This is a genomic window from Corynebacterium sp. J010B-136 (assembly GCF_002967075.1).
GTDB lineage: Bacteria > Actinomycetota > Actinomycetes > Mycobacteriales > Mycobacteriaceae > Corynebacterium.
The window spans coordinates 41,287-66,195 of record NZ_PUGE01000010.1; the positions used below are offsets into that span (position 1 = coordinate 41,287).

General features: G+C 52.1%; 23 protein-coding genes. 12 read left to right on the forward strand and 11 right to left on the reverse strand.

Translation table 11 applies throughout. The features are described 5' to 3' along the window. The first annotated feature begins 81 nt into the window (after nt 1-81). The 5 genes from pepN (at nt 82) to C5Y44_RS12560 (ending at nt 6,308) form a co-directional block, all read left to right on the forward strand. On the forward strand, nt 82-2,634 hold the full coding sequence (gene pepN, locus C5Y44_RS12540) for an aminopeptidase N (RefSeq protein WP_105325276.1): 2,553 nt from the start codon (nt 82-84) through the stop codon (nt 2,632-2,634). A gap of 159 nt (nt 2,635-2,793) precedes the next feature. Next, entirely contained in the window at nt 2,794-3,342 is a 549-nt protein-coding gene (locus C5Y44_RS12545) for an RNA polymerase sigma factor (protein WP_105325245.1), read from the forward strand. 209 nt (nt 3,343-3,551) lie between these two features. Next, entirely contained in the window at nt 3,552-4,478 is a 927-nt protein-coding gene (gene trxB, locus C5Y44_RS12550) for a thioredoxin-disulfide reductase (protein WP_075723737.1), read from the forward strand. A gap of 7 nt (nt 4,479-4,485) precedes the next feature. Next, a complete protein-coding gene (trxA, locus tag C5Y44_RS12555; protein ID WP_066839472.1) occupies nt 4,486-4,812 on the forward strand; it encodes a thioredoxin in 327 nt (108 codons plus the stop codon). Nucleotides 4,813-5,123: 311 nt separating this feature from the next. Beyond that, nucleotides 5,124-6,308: an N-acetylmuramoyl-L-alanine amidase gene (locus C5Y44_RS12560; RefSeq protein ID WP_105325246.1), complete on the forward strand. Its 1,185-nt coding sequence runs from the start codon at nt 5,124-5,126 to the stop codon at nt 6,306-6,308. An 86-nt stretch (nt 6,309-6,394) separates the two neighbouring features. On the opposite strand, the gene C5Y44_RS12565 is transcribed toward C5Y44_RS12560, so the two are convergent. From C5Y44_RS12565 to rpmH, 8 genes are all read right to left on the reverse strand, one after another. After that, the gene (locus C5Y44_RS12565) at nt 6,395-7,084 is read right to left on the reverse strand and encodes a hypothetical protein (RefSeq protein WP_199186062.1); all 690 of its coding nucleotides are present in this window, start codon (nt 7,082-7,084) and stop codon (nt 6,395-6,397) included. 42 nt (nt 7,085-7,126) lie between these two features. Next, nucleotides 7,127-8,251, reverse strand: coding sequence for a ParB/RepB/Spo0J family partition protein (locus C5Y44_RS12570; RefSeq protein ID WP_105325247.1), 1,125 nt, complete (start codon nt 8,249-8,251; stop codon nt 7,127-7,129). Between the two features lie 17 nt (nt 8,252-8,268). Further along, nucleotides 8,269-9,117 (reverse strand): ParA family protein, encoded by an 849-nt coding sequence (locus C5Y44_RS12575; RefSeq protein WP_066798043.1) that lies wholly within the window; start codon nt 9,115-9,117, stop codon nt 8,269-8,271. A 10-nt stretch (nt 9,118-9,127) separates the two neighbouring features. Next, a complete protein-coding gene (gene rsmG, locus C5Y44_RS12580) occupies nt 9,128-9,727 on the reverse strand; it encodes a 16S rRNA (guanine(527)-N(7))-methyltransferase RsmG (RefSeq protein ID WP_233189985.1) in 600 nt (199 codons plus the stop codon). Between the two features lie 114 nt (nt 9,728-9,841). Continuing rightward, entirely contained in the window at nt 9,842-10,825 is a 984-nt protein-coding gene (gene yidC / locus C5Y44_RS12585) for a membrane protein insertase YidC (protein ID WP_105325249.1), read from the reverse strand. A 36-nt stretch (nt 10,826-10,861) separates the two neighbouring features. Then, nucleotides 10,862-11,137 carry a membrane protein insertion efficiency factor YidD gene (gene yidD, locus C5Y44_RS12590; protein ID WP_197462032.1) on the reverse strand — a complete coding sequence of 92 codons (276 nt, stop codon included), beginning with the start codon at nt 11,135-11,137 and terminating at the stop codon, nt 10,862-10,864. Next, nucleotides 11,138-11,506 (reverse strand): ribonuclease P protein component, encoded by a 369-nt coding sequence (rnpA, locus tag C5Y44_RS12595; RefSeq protein ID WP_066797230.1) that lies wholly within the window; start codon nt 11,504-11,506, stop codon nt 11,138-11,140. Between the two features lie 3 nt (nt 11,507-11,509). Beyond that, nucleotides 11,510-11,653 (reverse strand): 50S ribosomal protein L34, encoded by a 144-nt coding sequence (gene rpmH / locus C5Y44_RS12600; RefSeq protein ID WP_003847033.1) that lies wholly within the window; start codon nt 11,651-11,653, stop codon nt 11,510-11,512. 798 nt (nt 11,654-12,451) lie between these two features. Between rpmH and dnaA the strand changes: the two genes are divergently transcribed. The 6 genes from dnaA to C5Y44_RS12630 all read left to right on the forward strand — a co-directional run bounded on the left by dnaA (nt 12,452) and on the right by C5Y44_RS12630 (nt 21,274). Continuing rightward, nucleotides 12,452-14,287 (forward strand): chromosomal replication initiator protein DnaA, encoded by a 1,836-nt coding sequence (gene dnaA / locus C5Y44_RS12605; RefSeq protein WP_105325250.1) that lies wholly within the window; start codon nt 12,452-12,454, stop codon nt 14,285-14,287. Nucleotides 14,288-15,030: 743 nt separating this feature from the next. Next, nucleotides 15,031-16,227, forward strand: coding sequence for a DNA polymerase III subunit beta (dnaN, locus tag C5Y44_RS12610; protein ID WP_105325251.1), 1,197 nt, complete (start codon nt 15,031-15,033; stop codon nt 16,225-16,227). A gap of 12 nt (nt 16,228-16,239) precedes the next feature. Continuing rightward, nucleotides 16,240-17,484, forward strand: coding sequence for a DNA replication/repair protein RecF (recF, locus tag C5Y44_RS12615; protein WP_105325252.1), 1,245 nt, complete (start codon nt 16,240-16,242; stop codon nt 17,482-17,484). Beyond that, nucleotides 17,477-18,073 carry a DciA family protein gene (locus C5Y44_RS12620; RefSeq protein WP_105325253.1) on the forward strand — a complete coding sequence of 199 codons (597 nt, stop codon included), beginning with the start codon at nt 17,477-17,479 and terminating at the stop codon, nt 18,071-18,073. The genes recF and C5Y44_RS12620 overlap by 8 nt, the downstream gene beginning before the upstream one ends. Before the next feature lie 301 nt (nt 18,074-18,374). Further along, nucleotides 18,375-20,450, forward strand: a complete 2,076-nt coding sequence (gyrB, locus tag C5Y44_RS12625; RefSeq protein WP_105325254.1) for a DNA topoisomerase (ATP-hydrolyzing) subunit B — start codon at nt 18,375-18,377, stop codon at nt 20,448-20,450. 74 nt (nt 20,451-20,524) lie between these two features. Then, complete coding sequence (locus tag C5Y44_RS12630) at nt 20,525-21,274, forward strand: hypothetical protein (protein ID WP_105325255.1); 750 nt, start codon at nt 20,525-20,527, stop codon at nt 21,272-21,274. A gap of 46 nt (nt 21,275-21,320) precedes the next feature. On the opposite strand, the gene C5Y44_RS12635 is transcribed toward C5Y44_RS12630, so the two are convergent. The 3 genes from C5Y44_RS12635 to C5Y44_RS12645 are packed head-to-tail and all read right to left on the reverse strand — an operon-like array spanning nt 21,321 to nt 22,264. Further along, entirely contained in the window at nt 21,321-21,761 is a 441-nt protein-coding gene (locus C5Y44_RS12635) for a hypothetical protein (RefSeq protein ID WP_105325278.1), read from the reverse strand. 21 nt (nt 21,762-21,782) lie between these two features. Then, nucleotides 21,783-22,043, reverse strand: coding sequence for a cell filamentation protein Fic (locus tag C5Y44_RS12640; RefSeq protein ID WP_066839494.1), 261 nt, complete (start codon nt 22,041-22,043; stop codon nt 21,783-21,785). After that, a complete protein-coding gene (locus C5Y44_RS12645; RefSeq protein ID WP_066791940.1) occupies nt 22,040-22,264 on the reverse strand; it encodes a CopG family transcriptional regulator in 225 nt (74 codons plus the stop codon). Before C5Y44_RS12645 ends, C5Y44_RS12640 begins: the two co-directional genes overlap by 4 nt. Before the next feature lie 69 nt (nt 22,265-22,333). Here C5Y44_RS12645 and gyrA point away from each other — a divergent pair, with 69 nt between their 5' ends. Next, complete coding sequence (gene gyrA, locus C5Y44_RS12650) at nt 22,334-24,904, forward strand: DNA gyrase subunit A (protein ID WP_066791942.1); 2,571 nt, start codon at nt 22,334-22,336, stop codon at nt 24,902-24,904. The last annotated feature ends 5 nt before the right edge of the window (nt 24,905-24,909 follow it).

Consider the following 24,909-nt stretch of genomic DNA (forward strand, 5'->3'; position numbering starts at 1 on the left):
GCGTACCTGTCCTAGCACCCGAGAAAAAGGGCTCAGTGTGCTCAGCGTCATATTTTTCCGGTGAGTTCTACAATGGCCAATATGTCTCAAGCTAATCTCACTCATAAAGAAGCCCAGTTTCGAACCGATGCGCTATCTTTAGATTCTTACCACCTGCATTTAGATCTGTCGCAAGCACGCGATCACGAGCGCACCACCTATCCGGTGAACACTCGAATCGTGTTCTCAACGACTGCACCGGAGATCTTCTTAGATTATCTAGGTGCGGAAATCTCTGATCTGACTGTCAACGGCAACCCCGTTGATGTCGACTTCCACGATGGCAGAATTTATCTCCGCGACCTGCCAACCGGGGAAGAAGTAACCGTTGAAATTAACAGTCTCTCCAGCTATTCACGCAGTGGGCAAGGCTTACACCGCATGCTCGACACCGCTGACGGCAATACCTATCTCTATTCACACTTAGAGCCTTCCGATGCCCGCCGGATCTTTCCATGTTTTGAACAGCCTGATTTAAAAGCGAAGTTTCACGTGAAACTTTCAGCACCCGCCGAATGGGAAATCCTGGCCAATCAGCCGGAGGTGTCCCGCGATTCCAGTGGGGAAGTGGCGACCGTGCAGTTCGCGCCAACTCCGTTGCTGTCTACTTATCTCACATCCTTTGCTGCGGGGCCTTATGCATCTAAGTCCCGAACATGGACAGCGCCGGATGGTTCTTTAACGGTGGACTTGCGAAGCTTTGCGCGGGCATCCATGGCCGATTACTTGGATGATGAGATCTTAGAACTGACAGCTCAAGGCATGGATTTCTTCCATGAGAACTTTGCCTATCCCTACCCCTGGGGCAAGTATGACTCCATCTTCGTGCCGGAATACAACTTAGGCGCGATGGAAAATCCAGGGCTTGTCACTTTTACTGAGTCTTATCTCTTTAGATCAGCGCCAACGCGTGCGCAGCACGCTGCCCGGACCAACACGATCTTGCACGAAATGTCGCACATGTGGTTTGGCGATCTGGTTACTCCACAGTGGTGGGATGACCTGTGGTTGAAAGAATCTTTTGCTGAATACATGGGAGCAGACGCCTCCGTGCATTCGACCCAATATAAAGAGGCGTGGACGAATTTTGCTGGTAGCCGCAAGAATTGGGCGTACCTCCAGGACCAGTTGCCCACCACGCACCCGATCAAGGCGGTGATCCCAGATGTGGATGCTGCACGCCAGAATTTCGACGGCATCACCTATGCCAAGGGTGCTGCAGCGCTGAAGCAGCTCGTGCACTATGTCGGCCGCGAAGAGTTTTATGCCGGCGCCCGGGATTATTTCCAGGCGTATGCCTTTGGCGCCGCAACCTTTGACGATCTATTAAACGCGCTGCGTAACCATACCGACCGCGATCTTGAAGCCTGGTCTAGAGCATGGTTGAAGACCTCTGGGCCAGATACCCTTACTCCGGAAATTCACATCCAGGGTGACACCATTGAGTCTTTAGAAATCCATGCGACAGCTGACGAGGAAGTTCGTCCACACCGTTTCAGCATTGCGCTTTTCGATGCCCACCTTCACCGCACTGACACCTTCGATATCGATATCGCCGCTGGTAGCAGCACTACCGCGATCTCAGCGGCTAGAGGCAAGCCAGCCCCTAGCCTGGTTTTACTCAACGATGGTGACCATACTTATGCGAAGGTGCGCTTTGATGACAACTCCTTAGAAACGGTGCGCACAAACCTTTCGCAGTTAACGGGAGGAGCCGAAGAAGAACTTTCGCGCGCGGTTATCTGGACGGCACTGTGGAATATGACCCGGGATGGGAAGTGGCCAGCTAAAGAGTTTATCGCCACGGTCTTAGAGCACGCCCCGAAAGAAGACAATGCCGATCTCATGGGCACCAACTTCGCCAATGCGCGCTATGCCGTTACGCATTTCCTCCCTGAAGAACAACGCGATGATGCACGTGCAGAAATCGCGCAGGCTTCTTGGAACTTGCTGACCAGCGCCGATCCCGGATCCGATGCGCAATTGACGCTGGCCCGTTCTACCATCGCATCGCTTACCGCAACCCCTGAAGAATCGGGCACTGAACGCTTGCAAGAGATCCTCAATGGCGCGGTTACGGGCCTTCAATTAAGCCCGGATCTGCGCTGGTCCATCATTCGCGGCCTCGCAGCACGCGATGCACTACCGCTAGAGGTCCTCGATCAGCAGCGTGCAGAAGACAACACGCTTACAGGAGAAGCCGAATACTTAGGCGCGAAGTATTCTTTCCCCACCGAGGAGAATAAGCGCTATATCTTCGATCAGCTGCTTATTCCGCAGGCATATTCCAATGCGGAAGTACTGAAACTGCTTGGGGCATTTAATGCTCCACGCTCGGCATCATTAAGCGAAGTCTTTGCGCCAAAGTTCTTTGAAGTCCTGTCTACTGTCTGGAAAAAGCACCCCATCGAGATTGCCAACCACATTGTGCGCGGTTTATACCCACAACTAGAAATGGCTTTAGCAGCAACAGATGAGTTCTTAAGCGCTGACGAAGTACCCGGTGCTTTACGCCGTGTACTGCTGGAATGCCAGGACACTGTGCGCCGCAACCTTCATGTACAGAAGGCACAGAAAGAACTGAAGGGCCAGTAGTCGCAGACTGCGCAAGTCTAAGAAAGGTTGCGCGGTATAGCCCACTTCGGTGGGCTAAAAACCCTAGTTCTTTGTTGAAAGCCCCGTGATAATGGGTGAAGAAACACACCATGTAGTGGTGTTTAATATTTTCATCACAATATCTCGGGGGAATGTGCGATGGCGGCTGATGACAGTGAGCCCACGGACGAAAAACTGGTGGAAGCCTTCTTAAACGGGGACCATAAGGCTTTTTCCACCATTGTTGAACGTCACCGAGAACAACTCATCTACGTTGCGAAGTCTTATACCAAGACGGAAACTGATGCCCAGGACATCGTGCAGGAGACATTCTTTAAAGCCAGCAATAAACTGCATACCTTCCGGGCTGAGGCCAAGCTTTCGACCTGGTTAAACCGGTTGGTGCGAAATTCGGGTTATGACTATGTGCATCACCGTTCCAATGTGCAGCACCATTCTTTCGACGGGGAAGTAGATGCTGATCGAAATAGCTGGCTTTCCCACGAGCCCCTGATGGGCATCGATACGCGCTTGGATATCCAAGAAGCTTTAGAAAATCTGCAACCTGAACAAAGGGAAGTGTGGATGCTCACGGAGATTGGTGGTTACTCCTTAAAAGATGTCGCAGGACTGCAGGGAGTAGCGGAAGGAACCGTAAAATCGCGGCGCTCGCGCGCGAAAAGTGCTCTGCGCTTGGCGATTGGCTAGAAGCACCGTCTCCGGCGGTAGACTCGCAAGAAGAATTGGTTTTTAAGAATTTACTTTCAAACCAAGTCGCCGGGGTCTTTGCAGCTACCTGTCTTGCAGGCTCGGCTCGACATGCAGCAGCTGTGGCGAATGAAATTAGTTCACGAACCCTGCTGTTGATCCTATTGGCGGCTATAATCGCCCACGGTAACAAATAGAGGAGTTAGTACATGACCATCCATGATGTCGCTATTGTTGGGTCCGGCCCAGCAGGCTACACCGCTGCACTTTATGCAGCACGCGCAGAGCTCAAACCCATCGTTTTTGAGGGTTTTGAATACGGTGGCGAATTGATGAACACCACCGAAGTGGAAAACTACCCTGGTTTCCAAAAGGGCATCATGGGCCCTGAGCTCATGGAAGAAATGCGCGCTCAGGCTACTCGCTTCGGTGCTGACCTGCGCATGGAAATCGTGGACTCTGTTGAGCTTGAAGGCGACATTAAGAAGATCCACGTCGGAGACGAAGTCTTTGAGGCTCGCTCTGTCATTTTGGCAACCGGCGCGGCACCACGCCACCTCGGCGTTGAAGGTGAAGACACCTTGACTGGCCGCGGCGTTTCTACCTGTGCAACCTGTGACGGCTTCTTCTTCAAGGGTCACCACATTGCTGTAGTCGGGGGCGGTGACTCTGCGATGGAAGAAGCGACCTTCTTGACCAAGTTCGCTGAAACCGTCACCATCATTCACCGCCGTGAAGAGTTCCGCGCTTCTAAGATCATGCTGGAGCGCGCACGCGCCAACCCACAGATCAAGTGGGAACTGAACAAGACTGTGGAAAAGGTCATCGAAGTCGACGGCAAGGTCGGCGGCCTAGAGCTGAAAGACACCGTTACTGGTGAGACCTCCACGAAGGACTTCACCGCAATGTTCGTCGCCATTGGCCACGATCCACGCTCTGAGTTCCTCGAAGGCCAGGTTGCTACTAACGAAGAAGGCTATGTCGTAGTTGAGCAGCCTTCCACCCGCACCAATGTCGATGGCGTTTTTGCATGTGGTGACCTGGTTGATGATCACTACCGCCAGGCTATTACCGCCGCTGGTTCCGGTTGCCGCGCGGCCATCGATGCGGAACATTTCTTAGCTGCACAGCGTTAGGGAGAATATGAGCAACGTAATTGACGTAACCAAAGACACCTTCCGCAGCGAAGTTATTGACTCCGATAAGCTCGTGGTCGTTGATTTTTGGGCTGAATGGTGTGGTCCATGCAAGAAGTTATCCCCATTGCTGGATGAAATCGCCGCGGAAATCGGTGATGATGTCACAATCGCCAAGATCAACGTGGATGAAGAGCGCGAATTGGGCGCGATGTTCCAGGTAATGTCCATCCCTTCTGTCTTGCTCTTCAAAAACGGCGAGAAGGTCGATGAATTCATCGGGCTGCAGCCTAAGCCTGCGATTACTTCGAAGATTCAGGCACAGCTTCAGTAATTTTCTCGTGTCTGTCACCAACCGTAAAGTGTGATGAAAAGACTCTAATAATATGTGACGCCGAGGTCGAAAGCTTCCTGCTGAGACCTCGGCGTCTTCGCGTTCCTGCAGGTTATTGCCGCTAATGTGGCATAGCGCCGAGTTAGGGCTAGTCGTGATTAGTTTGTTATCGTGGTTCGCTGATGTTTCCACTGATGTTCGTGTGAAATGGCGTATTCTCAAACTGTCACACTAGAGTGGAATGCAAGATTAATTGTCAACGGATAAAAGTATTTACTGAAATGGTTATGAGTTCTAGAAAGGGGGACGAAGTGGATCGAGTCCTTCGGGTTGGAGATCGCAGTGCCCGCGTTGCTGAAGCTAGGGCTACGCTTGCGCGCGTTGGAATGTTGTCGAACTACACCGGCGACGTATCGGATTGGAAGCGCCAGAAGTTCTCCGAAGAAGACAAGCACTTCGACCCCGAGCTTTCCGACATCCTAAAAGCATTTCAGCAGTCCCGGGGCATCATTCCTTCGGGAAATATAGATGATTTAACCCTGCGGGAACTACGCCAGGCTTCCTATAAATTGGGCAACCGGGTCTTAAGCTATCAACCCAACAATGAGCTTGTTGGTGATGATGTCCTGCAGCTGCAACGCCAGCTGCAAGAGTTGGGCTTTTACATGGCGCGTATCGATGGCCATTTTGGCTCCTTTACCCATGAAGCACTGCTGGAATACCAGCTCAATTACGGTCTGCAACAAGATGGTGTGTGCGGCCCCGCTACGATTCGTGCGTTCGGCCTCTTAGGCCGACGCATTACCGGCGGGTCTGCACACAACATTCAAGAGCGTGAACGCGTGCGTAATGCGGGACCCCAACTCGCTGGTAAACGCGTTGTTATTGATCCGAGTCTCGGTGGTGATAACAAGGGTCAGCAGGTTAAAGGTCGTTTTGGCCAGATTTCTGAAGAGGAAATCTTGTGGGATCTCGCTGAACGTCTGGCTGGTCGCATGATTGCAGCGGGCATGGAAATTATCTATTCGCGTACTCGCGAGGATGAGCCTTCCAACAAGGACCGCGCAGAAATAGCCAATGCTTTTGATGCTGATCTGGTTATTTCCTTGTCCTGCGATCACTACCCGAATGAAAAAGCTAACGGTATCGCAAGCTTTTACTTCGGCTCCGAGCTAGGTAGTACCTCCATGATTGGAGAAACGCTCTCTGGATATATCCAACGCGAGATTGTCGCGCGTACGGATCTGAGCAACAACCATAATCATGCTCGTACGTGGGAGCTGCTGCGTCTTACGCGCATGCCGGTTGTCCAGGTGGTGTTGGGCTATCTGTCCAACCCGCATGACGTTTCGGTACTGACCAATCCATCTAGCCGCGATGATATTGCAGAAGCCATCGTGGTTGCTGTCAAGCGCCTCTATCTGCTTGACGATGATAATGCGCCAACCGGTACCTATAATTTCGCCGAGCTATTGCGTGCTGAACAAGCTCCATAAAGCTAGGCCCAATACTAAATCACCGCAGCCATCGAAGATTTACTTCGTTAGCTGCGGTGATTTTTCTATACGCATAATCGGACTTGCTAGGCCAAGGCTTTAGCGACTAAGTCTTCAACGGCGGCTGCTGAGAGCAGATCATGCGCCGGTGGCAGCTCTAAACGCAGCCGCGGGGTAACTGGATGGTCTTGGACGATCTCAAAGCCTGCTCCTTGCAGGATAGAGACCGGTAAAAGCCCAATATGATCGGGGCGGATACCTAGAAAGTGCCGGGCAATCTCAAAATTTACGTCGACGAAAAACTCCGAAGAAGTGCTCTTAAAGAGCTCCTCGATTCCAGGCCCTTGCGTACCTACATCAGTACTTTCATAAAAGATTTCATCGTCCGCGGTCTCTCCAAAATCGTGGTAGCCAAAAGCTTCCACGGCATCGAACTCGCGCTGGAGCAAATCCATAATTGCAGTATCCAAAAGTACTGATTCCAACCCACGTCCACAACGCTGGGAGGACACGAATAATGACGTGATGATGGCAGCATCTGAACTTACTGGCCCGGTAGGCATTTTGGCGATACCGGGGGCGTCGTCAGCAGCGCAGTAGATGATGGTGGCATCGGAGCGAATACTGAAACCACACGGGCCAAAGCTGAGCAAGGTAGATGAAATCCAAGCTTCTTTTTCAAAGCCCGGATCAGCTACCTCATGCGCGCACTCCCAATACATGGAGCTAGCTGCCCGCGGATGCATCTCCGAATATGGAGTTAGTGGTTCAAGCATTGCCTCATGCTTTTCCTTTACTTGCTGTTGGCTCCTAAAGGACTAAGAGCCTTGTGCTCCTGCGCCGTCGATCAAGGCCATGATGCGTTCGAAGTCTTCTTGATCGCCGAACTCAACTACCATTTTGCCTTTTCGCTTGCCCATTGTCACGGTTACCTTCGTGTCAAAGCGGTCTGAGAGGCGTTCTCCCGCGTTGGTGTAGATCTCCGGCTGTGGCTGTGCAGGCTTCGGTTGTGGAGCGTCAGGCATGCCATTGCGCTTGATTAGCGTCACGGCTTCTTCAGTCGCGCGCACAGACATGCCTTCGGCAACGATGCGCTGCGCTAGTTTGTCCATGACGTCTTTATCTTCCAAGCCCAACAATGCACGCGCATGACCGGAGCTTAAAACGCCCGCTGCAACGCGGCGCTGCACTTCAACGGGCAGGCGCAGCAGACGAATGGTGTTGGTGATCTGTGGACGTGAGCGTCCAATCCGATCAGCTAACTCATTTTGCGTGACGTTAAATTCTTCCAGGAGCTGCTGATAAGCGTGAGCTTCTTCCAAAGGGTTGAGCTGCACACGGTGGATATTCTCCAACAACGCATCGCGCAACAAGGAATCATCTTGAGTATCGCGAACAATCGCTGGAATCGTCGCCAGGCCAGCCTTAGACGCTGCACGCCAACGGCGCTCACCCATAATCAGCTCAAAGCCACCTTGGCCGGATGGGCGAACTACAACGGGTTGCAACAGGCCAAACTCACGAATGGAGTGCACCAATTCATTGAGTTCTTCTTCGGCGAAGACGGTGCGCGGCTGCTTTGGGTTCGGCTGGATCTCACCAATTGAGATCTCGCGGTAGGTTGCGCCGATCGATGCCGGCTTAGGCTGACGCTTTTTAGAGTTCGTCGTCGCAATAGTCGGAGCACCTGCAACGCGCTTATTGCCGCCAGCAGATGAACTGCCGGAGCCTAAACCGCCTTTAGGCTTCGCAGACTTCGAATCAGTCTCCTCAGCGCCGGCTTTGCCTTGGCCATCGCGTGGCTTGGCAGCGCCCAAGATTACGTCAGCTGCACTATCACCTAGACGCGGCTTGCGCGTGGGAGCATCAGGTCCCGTAGGGATCAAAGCAGCAAGGCCTTTGCCGAGCCCGCCTGATCGTGCCTGTGGTTTCTTATCAGCCATAAAGTATCTCTCCAGCCTTAAGCTTCTAATTCCGCATAAATTTCCGGACTCACACCAATGACACCGGTAGTTTCATGTGGAACATAGTCACCGCGTTCATGCAGCTCTCTTGCTGCTGCGACATAAGCGTGGCCGCCAGGTGACGAAGGGTCATATTCAATTACGGTCTTGCCAAAGCCCGGTGCCTCAGACACGCGAATCGAACGCGGAATGATATTTCCTAAGACCACTGCGCCAAATTGCTCGCGGACTTCATCTGCGACCTGCGATGCCAGCTTGGTACGTGCATCATACATGGTCAAAAGCACGCCAGAGATGTGCAAGTCTTCATTGAGATGCTGACGAATCATGGTGATATTACCCAGCAGCTGACCCACACCTTCTAGCGCGTAGTACTCGCATTGAATCGGGATAATAACTTCTTCCGCGCATGTCATCGCGTTAATGGTTAACAATCCCAAAGACGGCGGGCAGTCGATAAAGACATAGTCAAAGCCATGCTTGTCCAAAAAGCCCTTATGCAGTGCGTCGTAAAGTCTAAACTCGCGGCGTACCAGCGAGACCATCTCAATTTCGACCGCGGCCAGATCAATGGTGGCTGGGATACAAAACAGATTCTCCAGCGTTGGAGATGCCTGCATGGCCTGATCTGCGTCAATATCGCCTAGGAGCAATTCATAGCTAGACGGAGTGCCGGAACTGTGTTCAACATTAACCGCGGTCGACGCATTGCCTTGCGGGTCAAGGTCGATGACCAGCACTTTATTGCCGGACTCGGACAAGGCAGCAGCAAGGTTTACAGCAGTGGTGGTCTTTCCCACACCGCCTTTTTGATTCGCAATAGTAATCAGGCGCGGTTTGTTCATATCCACCACTCTAGTTCACCCGTGGGATACGGATAATGGTAGTCCCGCGCACTACCTCAACCTGGGCTTTTCCGCCGCCAGCCTTTTTAATATCAGCTGCATCGCGAGCTAATTCTTCGTGTACAGACTCACCTTTCATGGCGATCATTTCACCACCGCGGCGAACCAGCGGCAGTGACCACTTCGCAAGCTTGCCCAGGGGAGCCACTGCGCGGGAAGTAACGATGTCAGCGCCGGCCACGGCCTTTTTGATAGGTCCTTCTTCAGCCCGGCCGCGGATAACCGTGACGTTGTCAAGGGCTAGCTTGTCGACGACTTCTTGCAGAAACACGGAACGCTTCAGCAAAGGCTCGATCAAGGTGATCTGCAGATCAGGGCGGGCGATAGCTAAAGGAATACCTGGCAGCCCTGCGCCTGAGCCAACATCGACAACAGTCGCGCCTTCATCCATCACATCACCAATAACGGCGCAGTTAATCAGGTGCCGTTCCCACAACCGTGGAACCTCACGCGGGCCGATAAAGCCGCGGGTGGAGCCGTCTGTTGCTAGCAAGTCATGGTATTTCTCCGCTAATGGCAGACGGTCTTTGAATACTTCCGACGGCTCCACGCAAGTAACTCCTTGGTCACGAATAGAATTGAGGGGATCTAAAAAGCGCCTGGAATCAAACTATCCCAGACGCTTTAAAGTATAAAGGCTAAAAATACAGCAGCCTATTTATTATTAATTGTTGCCCTGCTTACGCTGCTTCTTAGTGCGGGTATCGCGCTTGCGAGCACCTGGCTTTGGCGCGGTGGTGCGCTTGAGCTCAATTTTTGCCTGCTCTTCTGCTTCTTCCTCGCGGTCCATGTGGTTATTGACCATGCGGGTCTGAACAAAGGTCCAGACGGTGTTGGACAGCATGTAGAACAACAGACCGATTGGCCAGATGAAGCCGGAGATAACCAGCATGCCGGGCATAACCCACAGCATCATCTTGCCCATCATCGCCATTTGCTGCTGCATCATCTCAGCATTTTGACCCTGTGGAGCTTGGGTCTTGCCGGAGGCACGCCGTGCTTCCTGGCGATCAAGCGACATGCGAGCATTCAGGTGAGTCAGAACTGCAATGATGAGAATCAGCGGAACAATAATCAGCGCCGCTTGCAGAGTCGTGACATCGTGCAGAATTGGTGAGTTCAAACGCAGGTTTGCAACCAGTGGAACACCGAAGAGCTCGGCATCCAGGTAAGACTGAACCTGTTCTGGGTTGAAGAAGTAGTTACCAATTGAGCGGTTCATCTCAATGGACATTGGCTCACCCGCTGGGTGTCCAATGCCGCCTGCAACTGAGACGGTGCGGTCAAAGGAACGCAGAACGTGGAACAAACCAATAAACATTGGGACCTGCGCCAGCATCGGCAAGCAGCCTGCCATCGGACGCACCTTGGCGTCCTTGTAGACCTTCTGCATTTCTTCTGCTTGCTTGGTCTTGTCGTTGGCGTACTTGCTACGTACCTCTTGCAGCCTTGGCTGCAATTCCTGCATCTTGCGCTGTGAACGCAGCGAGGTCAGGGTCGGCTTGACCATGATGGCCTTTAGGGTCCAGGTCAGCAAAACAATGGCCAGAATCCACGTGATGCCCGCAGCGGGGTCAAGCACAAGACTCAGTAGCCAATGCCAGCAGTACAGCACGAATGAAATCGGCCAATAAATGAAATTAAGCACTGGGGATTGGTTTCCTCAACTGATCGATAAAATGTGTTACTTCTTCGGCACCGGGTCAAACCCGCCCGGATGCCACGGACCGCATTTGACCAGCCTAGCCGCAGCTAAACCAGCTCCGCGTACCGCACCATGAACAGAAACCGCTTCGAGTGCATAGGCACTACATGTTGGTTCGAAGCGGCAGGTTGACACCGTCTTTAGCGGGGACACGTGCTTTTGATAGAAGCGTACCGCTTTTACCAAAGGTTTTGCTGCGCCACGAGGCTTTGGGATTTCTTCGCCGTCGGAATTGAAATAGACATCCCCGCTCATTTAAGAACTCTTCTCAAGCTTCTTGCGAACCCGCTGCAAAGCGGAGCGCAGATCTTTTTCCAGTTCTGCGCTACTGGCTTGAGAACTTGGCGGCAATGCCCGAATAACAATATCCAAATTTGCTGGTAGCTCATCCGCTAAGGCCATGCACACATGCCGAAGCCGCCGGGAAGTGCGGTGTCGAATCACAGCATTCCCAACGGCTTTAGAAACAACCAAGCCGAACCGCGGACCAGTGGTCACGAGTTCGGCTTCAGAAGTTGTGTCGTATGCATGCACGACAACAGTATGCGACCCCACGCGACGCCCACGCTTAATTGTCCGACGAAACTGTGTCGGCGAAGTGAGCTTGTTCGATGTGGGAAGCACGGATTAAGCAGTCAGCTTTGCGCGACCCTTCTTGCGGCGAGCCGCAACGATGGCACGACCCGCACGGGTGGACATACGGGTACGGAAGCCGTGCTTACGAGCACGACGACGGTTATTTGGCTGGAATGTACGCTTTCCCTTTGCCACGATATTCTCCTCTAGGTTCACCGGGCTAGGCACACAAGGCACACCAAGCCCGTAAAAAAAATTTACAAATGTGGGTAGTTAACGTTTCACCACCGGTCAAGACTTCCTCGACAGCGCTAAAAAGAAGCGCTTTTCGACGAGCATTTTGCACACGGGGCAAGACACATACTCACGCACAGCCATATTGCTGCGATAGACCATGACAGATTACGTGATTTGACGTGCATTAAACAAATCGACACACAGGGGTACCCGAAATTACAAAGATGTTTTTACCTGCTGGATAACGCCACTTTCATGGGCTCATCCTGCGGCCTTGAACCTTCAGGATTTTGACACCGATTTCCTATCGCGCCAAAAGCAATCGCGAAAACGTACATCACTAGACAGCGGGTTCAAAAAACGGGTAAACATGAGTAATCAACTTGTTCACAACCTGGGCGGTGATGTGGATAACTCTCAATTTAAACTTTAGACTTCAGTCATTACTGCAGGTAAATGCAAAATTTAAGGCTATTGGGAGTTATCCACATCCATAGACTAGGCTGTGGATAACCAATCTTTTCACACCTGTGGATAACTCTGTGGACTACAAGGTAGGCACCGAATTCCAACTGTGGAAAGTTCAGTGAGAAAATGAAATTTGGCTGTTAATGCATAAATTACAAGTTCTCCCACGGCTAGGGCCAGTACCTGCACGTTAGTGCACATTGTGATCTAGGCAATAGTCGCGCAGCAGGCGCAAGCCTGCTCTTTTATTTCTGTCCGTTTAACTATTTCAATGCAAAGGGCTTTGGTGTGTCTGACCAACAATCGTCCCTGAATTCCACGTGGCGTGCCATCGTCGAAGATCTGATTCGGCGCTCGGAACAACCCAACTCGGAAGTTCCGACTTTTACTGCGCAGCAGCGAATTTACCTGCAGCTTTTAAAGCCCATCATGATCAATGACGGCTATGCACTTTTGGCGACCCCAGATCAAAATGGCCGAGACATCGTCGAAGCAGAGCTTTCTACCCATATCGCCGCCGGTCTATCCCGTCAGATGGGACGCCCTTGTTCTATTGCGGTAACTGTGGCGCCCCCACAAGAAGTTGCGCAGTCTCAGACACAGCCTGCGCCACAAATGGGACAGTTTGATGTAGAAGAACAACGCCCGCGTTTAAACCAGGTCGATGTCACCAACCAGAACTTTCAGGAAGCTCAGCCTTCTGCATACGAGCCAGCCCCCGAGCAAAACCTGAACCAGAATTACAGTCAGCAAGAGCACAACTTCCGCTCTCCAGATTCTGCGGCGTGGCCAACCTCAACCAATTTGGGGCAACAACCACCGCAAACGCAGCAGACTCAGCAAACCCATCACGACCAGCGGGAGCAGAATCCCCGCTTTAATGATCTTGCGAGCAACCGTCATGACATGACTGAGGATCCATCGTCTGGTTCTTTTGGATCGCAGCAGTCTTGGCAGACTAGTCATTCCCCAGCGAACCTGGATGATCTAGCTGATATTTATCAAAGCCAGCAGTCGCACCAGACTTCTTTCCAGGCGCCATCCTCAGCGCGTATTCCCCGTGAGCGCCCGGCACATGATCCCAATCGCGAACAATCTTTAAATCCGAAGCACACCTTCGATAACTTCGTTATTGGTTCCTCGAATCGTTTTGCTAACGGCGCCGCGGTAGCCGTAGCAGAAAACCCAGCCCGTGCTTATAACCCTCTGTTTATTTGGGGCGGCTCCGGCCTGGGCAAAACCCACTTGTTGCATGCAGCGGGTAATTACGCGCAGCTGTTGCACAAGGGGCTGCGCGTGAAATATGTATCTTCGGAAGAATTTACTAATGACTACATCAACTCTTTGCGTGATGATAGGCAGGAATCTTTCAAGCGCCGTTACCGCAACCTCGATATTTTGATGGTTGATGATATTCAGTTCTTAGAAGGTAAAGAATCAACCCAGGAAGAGTTCTTCCATACCTTCAATGCTCTGCACCAAGCTAATAAGCAGATTATTTTGTCTTCGGACCGCCCGCCGAAGCAGTTGACCACTCTGGAAGACCGGTTGCGAACCCGCTTTGAAGGCGGACTGATTACAGATATTCAGCCGCCAGATCTGGAAACTCGTATTGCCATTTTGATGAAGAAGGCTTCTGCCGATGGCACCACCGTTGATCGAGCGGTCCTGGAACTCATCGCCTCGCGCTTTGAAACTTCTATTCGTGAGCTTGAAGGCGCACTGATCCGTGTCTCCGCTTATTCCTCTTTGGTCAATGAACCGATCAACATTCAAATGGCAGAAGTTGCGCTGCGCGACCTGGCACCAGATTCTGCGGCTGAACAAATCACGCCGAATACGATTATTGAAGTCACCGCAGAGTACTTCGATATCGATGTCTCAACTTTGACCGGATCTGGCAAAAAGCGCGATATCGCCCATGCCCGACAGTTGGCGATGTATCTCTGCCGTGAACTGACAGATCTTTCGCTGCCGAAACTTGGTGAGCAATTCGGCGGCAAAGACCACACCACTGTTATGTACGCCGAGCGCAAGATCCGAAAAGAAATGACAGAAAAGCGTGAGACCTACGACGAGATCCAGGTTCTTACTCAACGCATTAAGGGACGCGCCCGAAGCTAACCCCAATCTTCTGCCCGCTTAGCCAAGATTATTTCTCTTGGTTAGGCGGGTTTGGTGGTTTTAGTGCTCTTAGCAGGCAAAAAGTTATCCACAAGGTTATTCACACATGTGTAATTCCATTGTTGTAATTTAATGAGCTTGCTCACAAGATTGATTTTCACAAGCTCAAGAAAACCTCCGACCTGCTGTGATCACCGCTGTGCGATCTCAGTGGATAACTTTGACCCTCCTGTGGATAACTTTCGTGTAATTCGAGTTATCCACAATTGCTCCGATCTATCCACAGCTTGATCACATGTGATCACACACGATCGATCTAGCCACCGACCACCGTTTTCTTGTGATTACCCACAGGATTCACAACGGTTATTACTACTACTAACTTTATTTCTAGATCACCTAGAAGAAAGGGGGCCTGTGTGGAAGTTCGAGTACCCGCCGCCGGGAAGCGCCGATTTCGCGAATTACAAAAACTTCGAGCGAGTAGCGCCAAAGCGCTGCGACCGGTTAAGTTAGAAGCAGTTGCAAGAAAGCAATTTTTGTAAGTTGCTAGATCCCAAGAATTTTTGAAACCGGGAAGATTCAGGTATTTCGCTGCGCTTTTGGTAATTACAACTTGTTGTTCATCACCAGGTACCAAGCAGAAATAACCCGAAACGACCTAGTCGGCGTGCGTTGAATGACAACAGTGTGAACACTGGGCACGACGCATCGAAAGTGAGTCAAGGAGAGTAAAGACGCACATGGAAACCCAAACGACCAACGCCGTGTCATTTCGTGTGGCTAAAGATGACCTCAGCCATGCAGTTGGATGGGTTGCCCGAAACCTACCGACGAAGGCCGCGCAGCCAGTACTGCGAGCAATGATTTTCACTGCAGATGACAATGGCTTAGAGATCGCCGGATTCGACTACGAAGTTTCGACTCGTGTTCGAATCGCCGCTGAGATCGAAGAACCAGGACGGGTTGCTGTAGCAGGCAAACTTATGTCTGACATCGTTGCGGCTATGCCGAATAAGCCGGTTGATATCCGTCAAGAAGACACCAAGGTTTTGATCCAGTGTGGTTCTTCGCGTTTTGAGCTGCCCACTATTTCTTTGGAAGATTACCCACAGTTGCCGGTCTTGCCGGAGGTTACAGGCAAGGTTCATCCACAGCTTTTCTCAGAAGCTGTCTCCCAGGTTGCCGCTGCCGCTGGCAAAGATGACACGCTGCCGATGCTTACGGGCATCAGCATGGCTATCGAAGGCAAAGAAGTAACTTTGACAGCAACGGACCGTTTCCGTCTGGCAGTGCGCACTTTGGAGTGGGAACCAACCGCTGAAGAAGTAAAAACTCAGTTGTTGGTACCAGCGAAAACGCTGCAGGAAACTGCGCGTTCTTTGGATTCACACATCACTGATCCCATTGAAATCGCTGTTGGTACTGGTGACAGCATTGCAGCTGATGGTCTATTCGGTTTGCACGCAGATAACCGCGAGACCACAACGCGTATGCTCGATGCCGATTTCCCAACGGTTTCTCACCTTCTGCCTAAGTCGCACACCGCGATGGCATCGGTTGAGATCGGACCACTGCAAGAGGCTATTCGCCGTGTCTCTTTGCTAACTGATCGTAACGCCCAGATCCGCATGCTCTTTAGCGAAGGCGAAGTACAGCTAGCTGCAGGTGCCACCGATACCGGTAATGCCGAAGAAACCATTCCTTGTGCTTTTACTGGTCGCGATGAATTACTCATTGCTTTCAACCCGGGCTTCCTCAAAGACGGACTCGCTGTAATCCCAACGGATCGCGTCGTTTTCGGATTTACTGAGCCATCACGTCCGGCAATTATGATCCCTGAGCCAGAAGAACTGCCTGAAGCAGATGAAGATGGTAATTTCCCAACTCCGGATACTTTCTTCACTTACCTTTTGATGCCAGTACGTTTGCCTGGTTAAACTACGCACTAGATGTATATTCGTGAGCTTGACCTGCGTGATTTTCGATCGTGGTCGGAGTTAAACCTCGATCTGAATCCCGGCATAGTGTTATTTGTTGGCCGCAATGGTTTTGGAAAGACCAATATCGTTGAGGCTTTAGGCTATGTCGCGCACTTAAGCTCGCACCGCGTTAACCAGGATGCTCCGCTGGTGCGGCAAGGAACTTCTAGTGCTCGCGTATCAGCTACCGCAGTCAATCAAGGCCGCGAGCTCACAGCGCATTTATTAATCAAGCCGCATGCTGCTAACCAAGCGCAGATCAACCGCACGCGGTGCAAAACACCGCGTGAATTATTAGGCGTCGTAAAAACCGTCCTATTCTCGCCGGAAGATTTGGCATTAGTGCGCGGGGAACCAGCAGAACGTCGACGCTATCTTGATGACATTATTGCTACGCGTACTCCGCGTTTAGCTGGAGTAAAGGCTGATTATGACAAGGTTTTGCGCCAACGCAATGCATTGTTGAAATCAGCATCGTCAGCCATGCGTCGCGGATATGGAGACACTGAAGGTGCTTCGGCCTTATCGACTCTAGATGTGTGGGATACCCAGCTGGCTAGCCTGGGCGCGCAGGTTATTGCAGCCCGACTAGAGCTTATTGATCGGCTAACTGAGCTGATCCCTGCAGCATATGAGGGGTTAGCGCCAGAGTCGCGGCCAGCGCACATTGCGTATAAATCCACCATCGATGTCACTGATCGAGAAGTCTTAGAAGCAGTCATGCTCGCAGAGCTGGGAGCTAAACGCCAGCGCGAGATCGAGCGCGGTATCTCTTTGGTCGGCCCGCATCGCGATGATGTGGAATTACACTTAGGCACGGCGCCGGCGAAAGGCTTTGCGAGCCACGGTGAGACCTGGTCTTATGCCATTTCCTTGCGCTTTGCAGAGTTTCAACTGCTGCGTTCTGAAGACTCTGATCCGGTTTTGATCTTGGATGATGTCTTTGCTGAGCTCGATGCCAAGCGCCGTGAAAAATTAGTCAAGCTTGCTGCCGATGTCGAGCAAGTCTTTATTACTGCTGCAGTAGATGAGGATCTGCCGGAAAACTTAATCCCGATGCAGCGCTTTGAGATCGGTGTAGAAGATACAGATAGCGGCCGCATCTCCATTTTGCGCACTCCCGACGAAAACCCTACTGAGGAAGATGTCGCTGCGCCTAGAATAGAAGAAAAGGAGCACGGCGAATCAGATAAGGCTGGTGACGAAGATGTCTAATACAGACCCCGTTCAACAAGCCTTTGAGCATATTCGCAAGCGTTCGCCGAATCCGCCGAAGCTGCATCACGTATCTAAGTCCAAAGTCGCAAAAATGCCGGTGGACAAACCTCAGGGAATCCCCGTCCCCCAGGTGCCAGGTTTTGATATTGCGGAATTATCAAAGACTCCGCGCCCGCGTTATCGCGGCAAAGGTCGGGAGACCGGAGCGGATGGACGTCGGCGCCGGCGTAGTGTTGATATTCCAAAGCTTGGATCGCATATTGCCCGTGAAGTTACTTCGCGTGGCTGGGAACATGATTTGGCGCATGGGTGGATTACTGGCCATTGGCACAAGCTGGTTGGTGAGAAAATCGCGCAACATACACATCCTGATCGGATCGAAAATGGCATTATCTATGTTGCCTGCGATAACTCCAATTGGGGTACGCAGCTGCGTTATTTACAACGGCAGATCTTGCAGCGGATTTCTGAGCAAGTGGGACCAGATGTCATTTATCAACTGAAAATTTCCGGGCCTAAACAACATAAGAACTATGAAGGGCCAATGTGGGTAAAACCGCAGGGCTCGAAGGATACATACGGTTAAATTATCAATCTCGATCTAAACCCCTGTTAACCTGCTTGTTCTCAGCGGCTTTTATTTCGCTGAGGGCGTTGGGCGCTCAACAAAGGTAAAAATTAACGCATATTTTGGCGTTTGGGCGAAGTGGAGTCTGTCTAGGTAGGGGGACACAGTGTAGAATGGATAAAGTCTTAGAACTACACAGACGCTAAGTTCAGCTGCCTTGTTTAGTTCACCCTTAGTTCTAGGGGTTTATCGCATTATTGATTTCTATGATGGCGTCTTTGCCACCGTATAAATTTGGAATAAAGGAGTACACGGTTTCGTGGCTACCCAACCGGAATATAACGCTGGGTCAATTACGATCCTGGAGGGCTTAGAGGCCGTCCGTAAGCGTCCAGGTATGTATATCGGCTCCACCGGTCCTCGTGGTTTGCACCACCTGATCTGGGAAGTCGTTGACAACTCGGTCGATGAGGCCATGGCAGGTCATGCTTCCAAGGTCATTGTTCGCCTCATGGCAGATGGCGGCGTGGAAGTTACAGATGATGGCCGCGGTATCCCAGTCGGCATGCACGCCTCAGGTGCACCGACGGTCCAGGTTGTAATGACGCAGCTGCACGCTGGCGGTAAGTTCGACTCGGATTCTTATGCTATCTCCGGTGGTCTGCACGGTGTTGGTATTTCTGTGGTGAACGCGCTGTCTACGCGCGTGGAAGCAGAAATCAAGACTGATGGTAAGCACTGGTACCAGGAGTTCAACAACGCTGTTCCGGAAGAACTCAAAGAAGGCGGCAATGCCCGCGGTACTGGTACTAAGATTCGTTTCTGGGCTGATCCAGAGATCTTTGAAACCACCGAGTATGACTATGACACCATCGCGCGTCGTCTGCAGGAGATGGCTTTCCTTAATAAGGGCCTGACTATCCAGCTTATTGATGAGCGAGTCACCAAAGAACAGTTAGATCTTGAAGCTATCGCGGATGCGGAATCCGGCGAAAAGCAGCTCGACGGCACTTCTTTTGATGATGAAGACGTTGATGACTTTGAAGAAGAAGGCGCGGATACCCCTGCGCCAGCAAAGACTGAAGATTCTTCGAAGAAGCTGCAGAAGAAGGTCACTTACCACTACCCAGATGGTCTGGTTGATTACGTTAAGTACCTCAACAAGACCAAGTCCGCGATCCACCCAACCGTGGTTGCCTTCGATGTTAAGGGCAATGACCATGAGGTAGAGGTCGCTATGCAGTGGAACCAGGGCTACAAGGAATCCACGCACACCTTCGCGAACACTATCAACACTTATGAAGGTGGTACGCACGAAGAAGGTTTCCGGTCCGCGCTGACGTCTTTGATGAACCGTTACGCCAAAGAGCACAAGCTCATGCGCGAAAAAGACGGCAGCTTAACTGGTGATGACTGCCGTGAGGGTCTTGCAGCAGTTGTTTCGCTAAAGGTTGCTGATCCGCAGTTCGAAGGCCAGACCAAGACCAAGCTGGGCAACTCTGAGATCAAGGGCTTTGTGCAGCGCGCGGTCAATGAGCACCTTAACGATTGGTTCGATGCCAACCCGGCGGAAGCCAAGGCCATCGTCAACAAGGCGGTAGCGTCCTCGCAGGCGCGTGTGGCAGCGCGTAAAGCACGTGAATTGGTACGCCGTAAGTCCGCGACGGACTTGGGTGGTTTGCCAGGTAAGCTCGCCGATTGCCGTACCAAGGATCCAAAGATCTCTGAGCTGTACATCGTGGAGGGTGACTCCGCTGGTGGTTCTGCAAAGGGTGGCCGTGACTCGATGTTCCAGGCTATTTTGCCGCTGCGTGGCAAGATCTTGAACGTGGAGAAGGCACGCATGGATAAGGTGTTGAAAAACGCCGAGGTCCAGGCCATTATTACAGCTCTGGGCACTGGTATCCATGAAGAGTTTGATATCTCTAAGCTGCGCTACAACAAGATTGTGCTGATGGCCGACGCCGATGTCGATGGCCAGCACATCGCTACCTTGTTGCTGACCTTGCTCTTCCGCTTCATGCCGCAGTTGGTCGAAGAAGGCCACGTGTACCTTGCTAACCCACCGCTGTACAAGCTCAAATGGGGCAAGGGTAAGCCAGGCTACGCCTACTCGGATGCAGAGCGTGACAAGCTGCTGGAAGAAGGCCTGAACGCTGGCCGAAAGATCAACAAGGATGACGGCATCCAGCGCTACAAGGGTCTGGGTGAGATGAACGCATCCGAGCTGTGGGAGACCACGCTGGATCCGACAAACCGCATTTTGCGCCGCGTGGATCTGGAGGATGCACAGCGCGCCGATGAGCTCTTCTCCATTTTGATGGGTGATGATGTCGCGGCACGTCGTTCCTTTATTACCCGTCGTGCGAAGGATGTCCGTTTCTTGGATATCTAAAATAAGCAGTTGCTTATCGATGCACCGTGGAAGCGAAAATACGCTTCCACGGTGTTTTCTCTATTCTGGGGCGCATGACCGTTGAGATCCTGACCACCCAGTTCATCGCGAAGCCAGAAGACCTTGACCGCGCCTATGCGTTGTATGAGAAACGTATTGCCCAGGCGGATGCCAAGATCTTGGCATATTCACCGAAACCTCTCCCGAGTGATGATGAATTCGAACTGTGGTCTCTTCGGACCCAGGCGGTCTATGACCAGCTGGATTCACCACTGCAGTGGCAGTTATACGAGCTCAATGCCTTGGTCGAATTTGATGAAGAGAAAATCAATGATGATGAGCTGCGGGAGAAGTTCTTCTTCGAAGATATCCGTGAACCAACGGCGTTTCCGGGCACCTTAATAGGTAGCTTTGCAATGAATTTATTGCGCAAGCCGCAAACGAAGTCTGAGATCGCAGCTGGTCAGGAGGATGTGAAGCCACTGACTTATGTCACCGTAGCGTTCTTCGCTGCCCCGGAGAAAGCAGGAATTATTCCGGAGTTATTCTCCGATTTTGTTGAGGCAACTGATCCGATTGTTCACGGTGGAGCCCCGACTGAGGCAGATGTGGCAGAGAAACCGAACTATGCCGGACCATTGTGGATGCAGGCAGCGCAGTCCGAGCTAGATATGACTGGTGACCGCATCCCGTATGGCTCTAAGCGGTTGTGGCTGGGCTGCATCCTCATTGACTATGACGCAGAAAAGCTCCGCGAGCACCTGCCGGAATCATTAGATCCAAACAATTTCGTACTCGCAGAGCTGTACCCAGAACCCTTTTAGGAAACCTTTGGGATGTGAGGGATGAATTAACGGGATCTATTCCCGCTTAATTCATGTGTTTGTGCAGGATGCTGCCTAGATCGGCAACTTCTCCTTCAACGATGGAAGCGCCTTTATTACGTAGCGATTTATATGCTTTAGCAACCGGTGCAATGGTGATGCGCTCAGCGTGTTGATCGGCGGTGGACATAAGGGCATCGGCAACAGCCGCGGAATCTTTATCTAAGAACGCGCCAAAGTCCTGGGAACCGGAGGACTCGAAGTCTGACCAGTATGGTTCCAAATCACCCAGCATATCGGGCAGGATTTTGTTGAGGCCCCGGGAGATAAAATCAGGGCTGACCTTGGTGGCAGCAGATACCGCGCCTTTAATAGCCATGCCGGAGATACCGGATTGCTCTGCAACGGTTTTGTCTACGAACTGGGATAAATCTTTGAGAACTAAAGAGCGAGTTTCTGGTTCCAGTAGCTGGGAGAGATTCGACATGCTGACCATAGTAGCTGGTTATTAAGCCATCTCTTGGGAATCCAAGTAGATTTTGGCGCAGATCGCAGCGAATTCCTTATTGTTCCCGCTTAATGCTTCCACTTTGGTCAATACATCATTCAAGCTGGCGGCTGCTTGGTAGATATTGTCGTGGATGGCGATGCCATCGATACGCGCATGCGCTGCAGCAGAGGCTGCTACCAGCGCTGAATAATTAACAATCCGCACGCGATGAGCTTCGCAAAAGCGTTGGGCGACAATAAGGAGTTGTTCTGTTCTCATCGCAAAGCCTGCCCGCGAGAACGGCGGATATCGGCTTCTAATTCACGGTGTCCTTTGATGTGCTCACGCGCTAATTCATCCACGGTGGCATCTTGGACAGTTCGCGTAGCGGCCAGGGCAATAGCGCGGACAACGGCCTCATGTTTGGACGTGCCGTGCGCGGATGCGAGCAGGGTTAATGCGTGATCTTGTTCGGGAGTTAAACGTAGGGTCATCGCCATAGCCAAAATGGTATCACCGTGATACCACGATCGAGCATTAAATGGCCGGAAAGGCTAGAATAGGCCGTTATGAGCGATGATAACGGCGATCTTTTTGACAAGATCCACCCCATTGACATCAATGAGGAAATGGAAACCAGCTATATCGACTATGCAATGTCTGTCATTGTTGGTCGTGCGCTACCAGAAGTACGAGACGGTCTAAAGCCAGTACACCGTCGCATTTTGTATGCGATGTATGACTCGGGTTACCGTCCTGAGCGCGGCTATGTGAAGTCTGCGCGTCCAGTTGCAGATGCCATGGGTCATTTCCACCCACACGGTGACTCGGCTATTTATGACGCGCTGGTGCGTCTGGCGCAGCCATGGAATATGCGTTACCCAATGATTGATGGCCAGGGTAACTTCGGTTCCCCAGGTAATGACGGCCCGGCAGCAATGCGTTATACCGAGTGCCGCATGACGCCTTTGGCGATGGAAATGGTGCGCGATATTCGGGAAAACACCGTGGACTTCTCACCAAACTACGATGGCAAGACCCAAGAGCCAGATATTCTGCCATCGCGTATTCCTAACCTGTTGATGAATGGTTCCGGCGGTATTGCCGTTGGTATGGCTACCAACATCCCGCCGCACAACCTCAACGAATTGGCTGATGCCATTTTCTGGTTGCTAGAAAACGCAGAAGCTTCCGAAGAAGAATCTCTGGAAGCGTGCATGAAGTTTGTGAAAGGTCCAGACTTCCCAACTTACGGCTTGATCGTCGGCGATAGCGGCATTAAGGATGCTTACACCACCGGCCGTGGTTCTATCCGCATGCGCGGTGTGACCTCCATTGAAGAGCAGGGCTCACGCCAGACCATCGTTATTACGGAGCTGCCTTACCAGGTCAACCCAGATAACTTGGTCACCAATATCGCGGAGTCCGTGGCCAACGGCAAGATCGCTGGTATCTCCAAGATTGAAGATGAATCTTCTGACCGTGTGGGCATGCGCATTGTTATTACGCTCAAGCGTGATGCCGTAGCACGCGTGGTGCTCAATAACTTGTACAAGCACTCCCAGCTGCAAACTTCCTTCGGCGCAAACATGCTCTCCATCGTTGATGGCGTGCCACGCACCCTGCGTATCGATCAGATGCTGCGTTACTACGTGGCTCACCAGATCGAGGTCATTGTTCGCCGTACCCAGTACCGCTTGGATGAAGCCGAAAAGCGCGCACACGTCCTGCGTGGTCTGGTCAAGGCACTGGATATGCTCGATGAGGTCATCGCGCTGATCCGTCGCAGCCCAACCGTGGATGAAGCCCGCGAAGGTTTGATGTCCCTGTTGGACGTTGACACCATTCAGGCCGATGCCATCTTGGCCATGCAGCTGCGTCGCCTGGCTGCTCTGGAGCGTCAAAAGATCGTTGATGAGTTGGCAGAGATCGAGCTTGAGATCGCTGACTACAAGGACATTCTGGCTAAGCCTGAGCGTCAGCGTGCGATCGTGCATGATGAACTGCAGGAAATCGTCGAAAAGTATGGCGATGAACGCCGCACCCAGATTGTTGCTGCAACCGGCGACGTCACCGACGAAGACCTAATTGCCCGCGAAAACGTAGTTGTCACCATCACCGCTACCGGCTACGCCAAGCGCACCAAGGTTGATTCCTACAAGGCGCAAAAGCGCGGTGGCAAGGGCGTGCGTGGCGCGGAGTTGAAGCAAGACGATATCGTCAAGAACTTCTTCATCTGCTCCACCCACGATTGGATCTTGTTCTTTACCAACTTCGGTCGCGTCTACCGCCTCAAGGCCTATGAGTTGCCAGAGGCATCACGCACCGCGCGTGGCCAGCACGTGGCGAACCTGCTGGAATTCCAGCCGGAAGAAAAGATCGCCCAGGTCATTCAGATTCAGTCCTATGAGGATGCGCCTTACCTTGTTCTAGCAACCAAGCAGGGGCGCGTGAAGAAGTCCCGTCTGACTGATTATGAATCCGCACGTTCTGCTGGTCTGATTGCGATCAACCTCAATGAGGGTGACTCTTTGATCGGTGCGCAGCTGGTTTCTGATGATGACGATATCTTGCTGACCTCTGAGCAAGGCCAAGCCATTCGCTTTACTGCCGATGATGAGCAGCTGCGCCCAATGGGCCGTGCAACTGCCGGCGTTAAGGGTATGCGTTTCCGCGGCGATGACCAGCTGCTGAGCCTGTCTGTCGTCCAGGAAGGCGGCTACCTGTTGGTGGCTACCTCCGGCGGCTACGGTAAGCGCACCGCTATCGAGGAATACGCTCCACAAGGCCGCGGTGGCTTGGGCGTGATGACCTTTAAGTACACGCCAAAGCGCGGCAAGCTGATCGGTGCGATTACCGTGATGGAAGATGATGAAATCTTCGCTATTACCTCTGCTGGCGGCGTTATCCGCACTGAGGTCAATGAGATTCGTCCATCCTCGCGCGCAACCATGGGCGTGCGTTTGGTGAACCTGAGCGATGATGTTGAGTTGCTTGTCATCGACCGCAACGTGGAAGATGATGGGGAAGAAGAAGCACTGGCTGTAGCTAAGGGCGAAAAGACTGTGGAGGATGCTCGACAGGAACTTGACCCTAATAAGCCAGGTGACCAGGACAACGATTCCGACAACAAGGAGTAATTCCT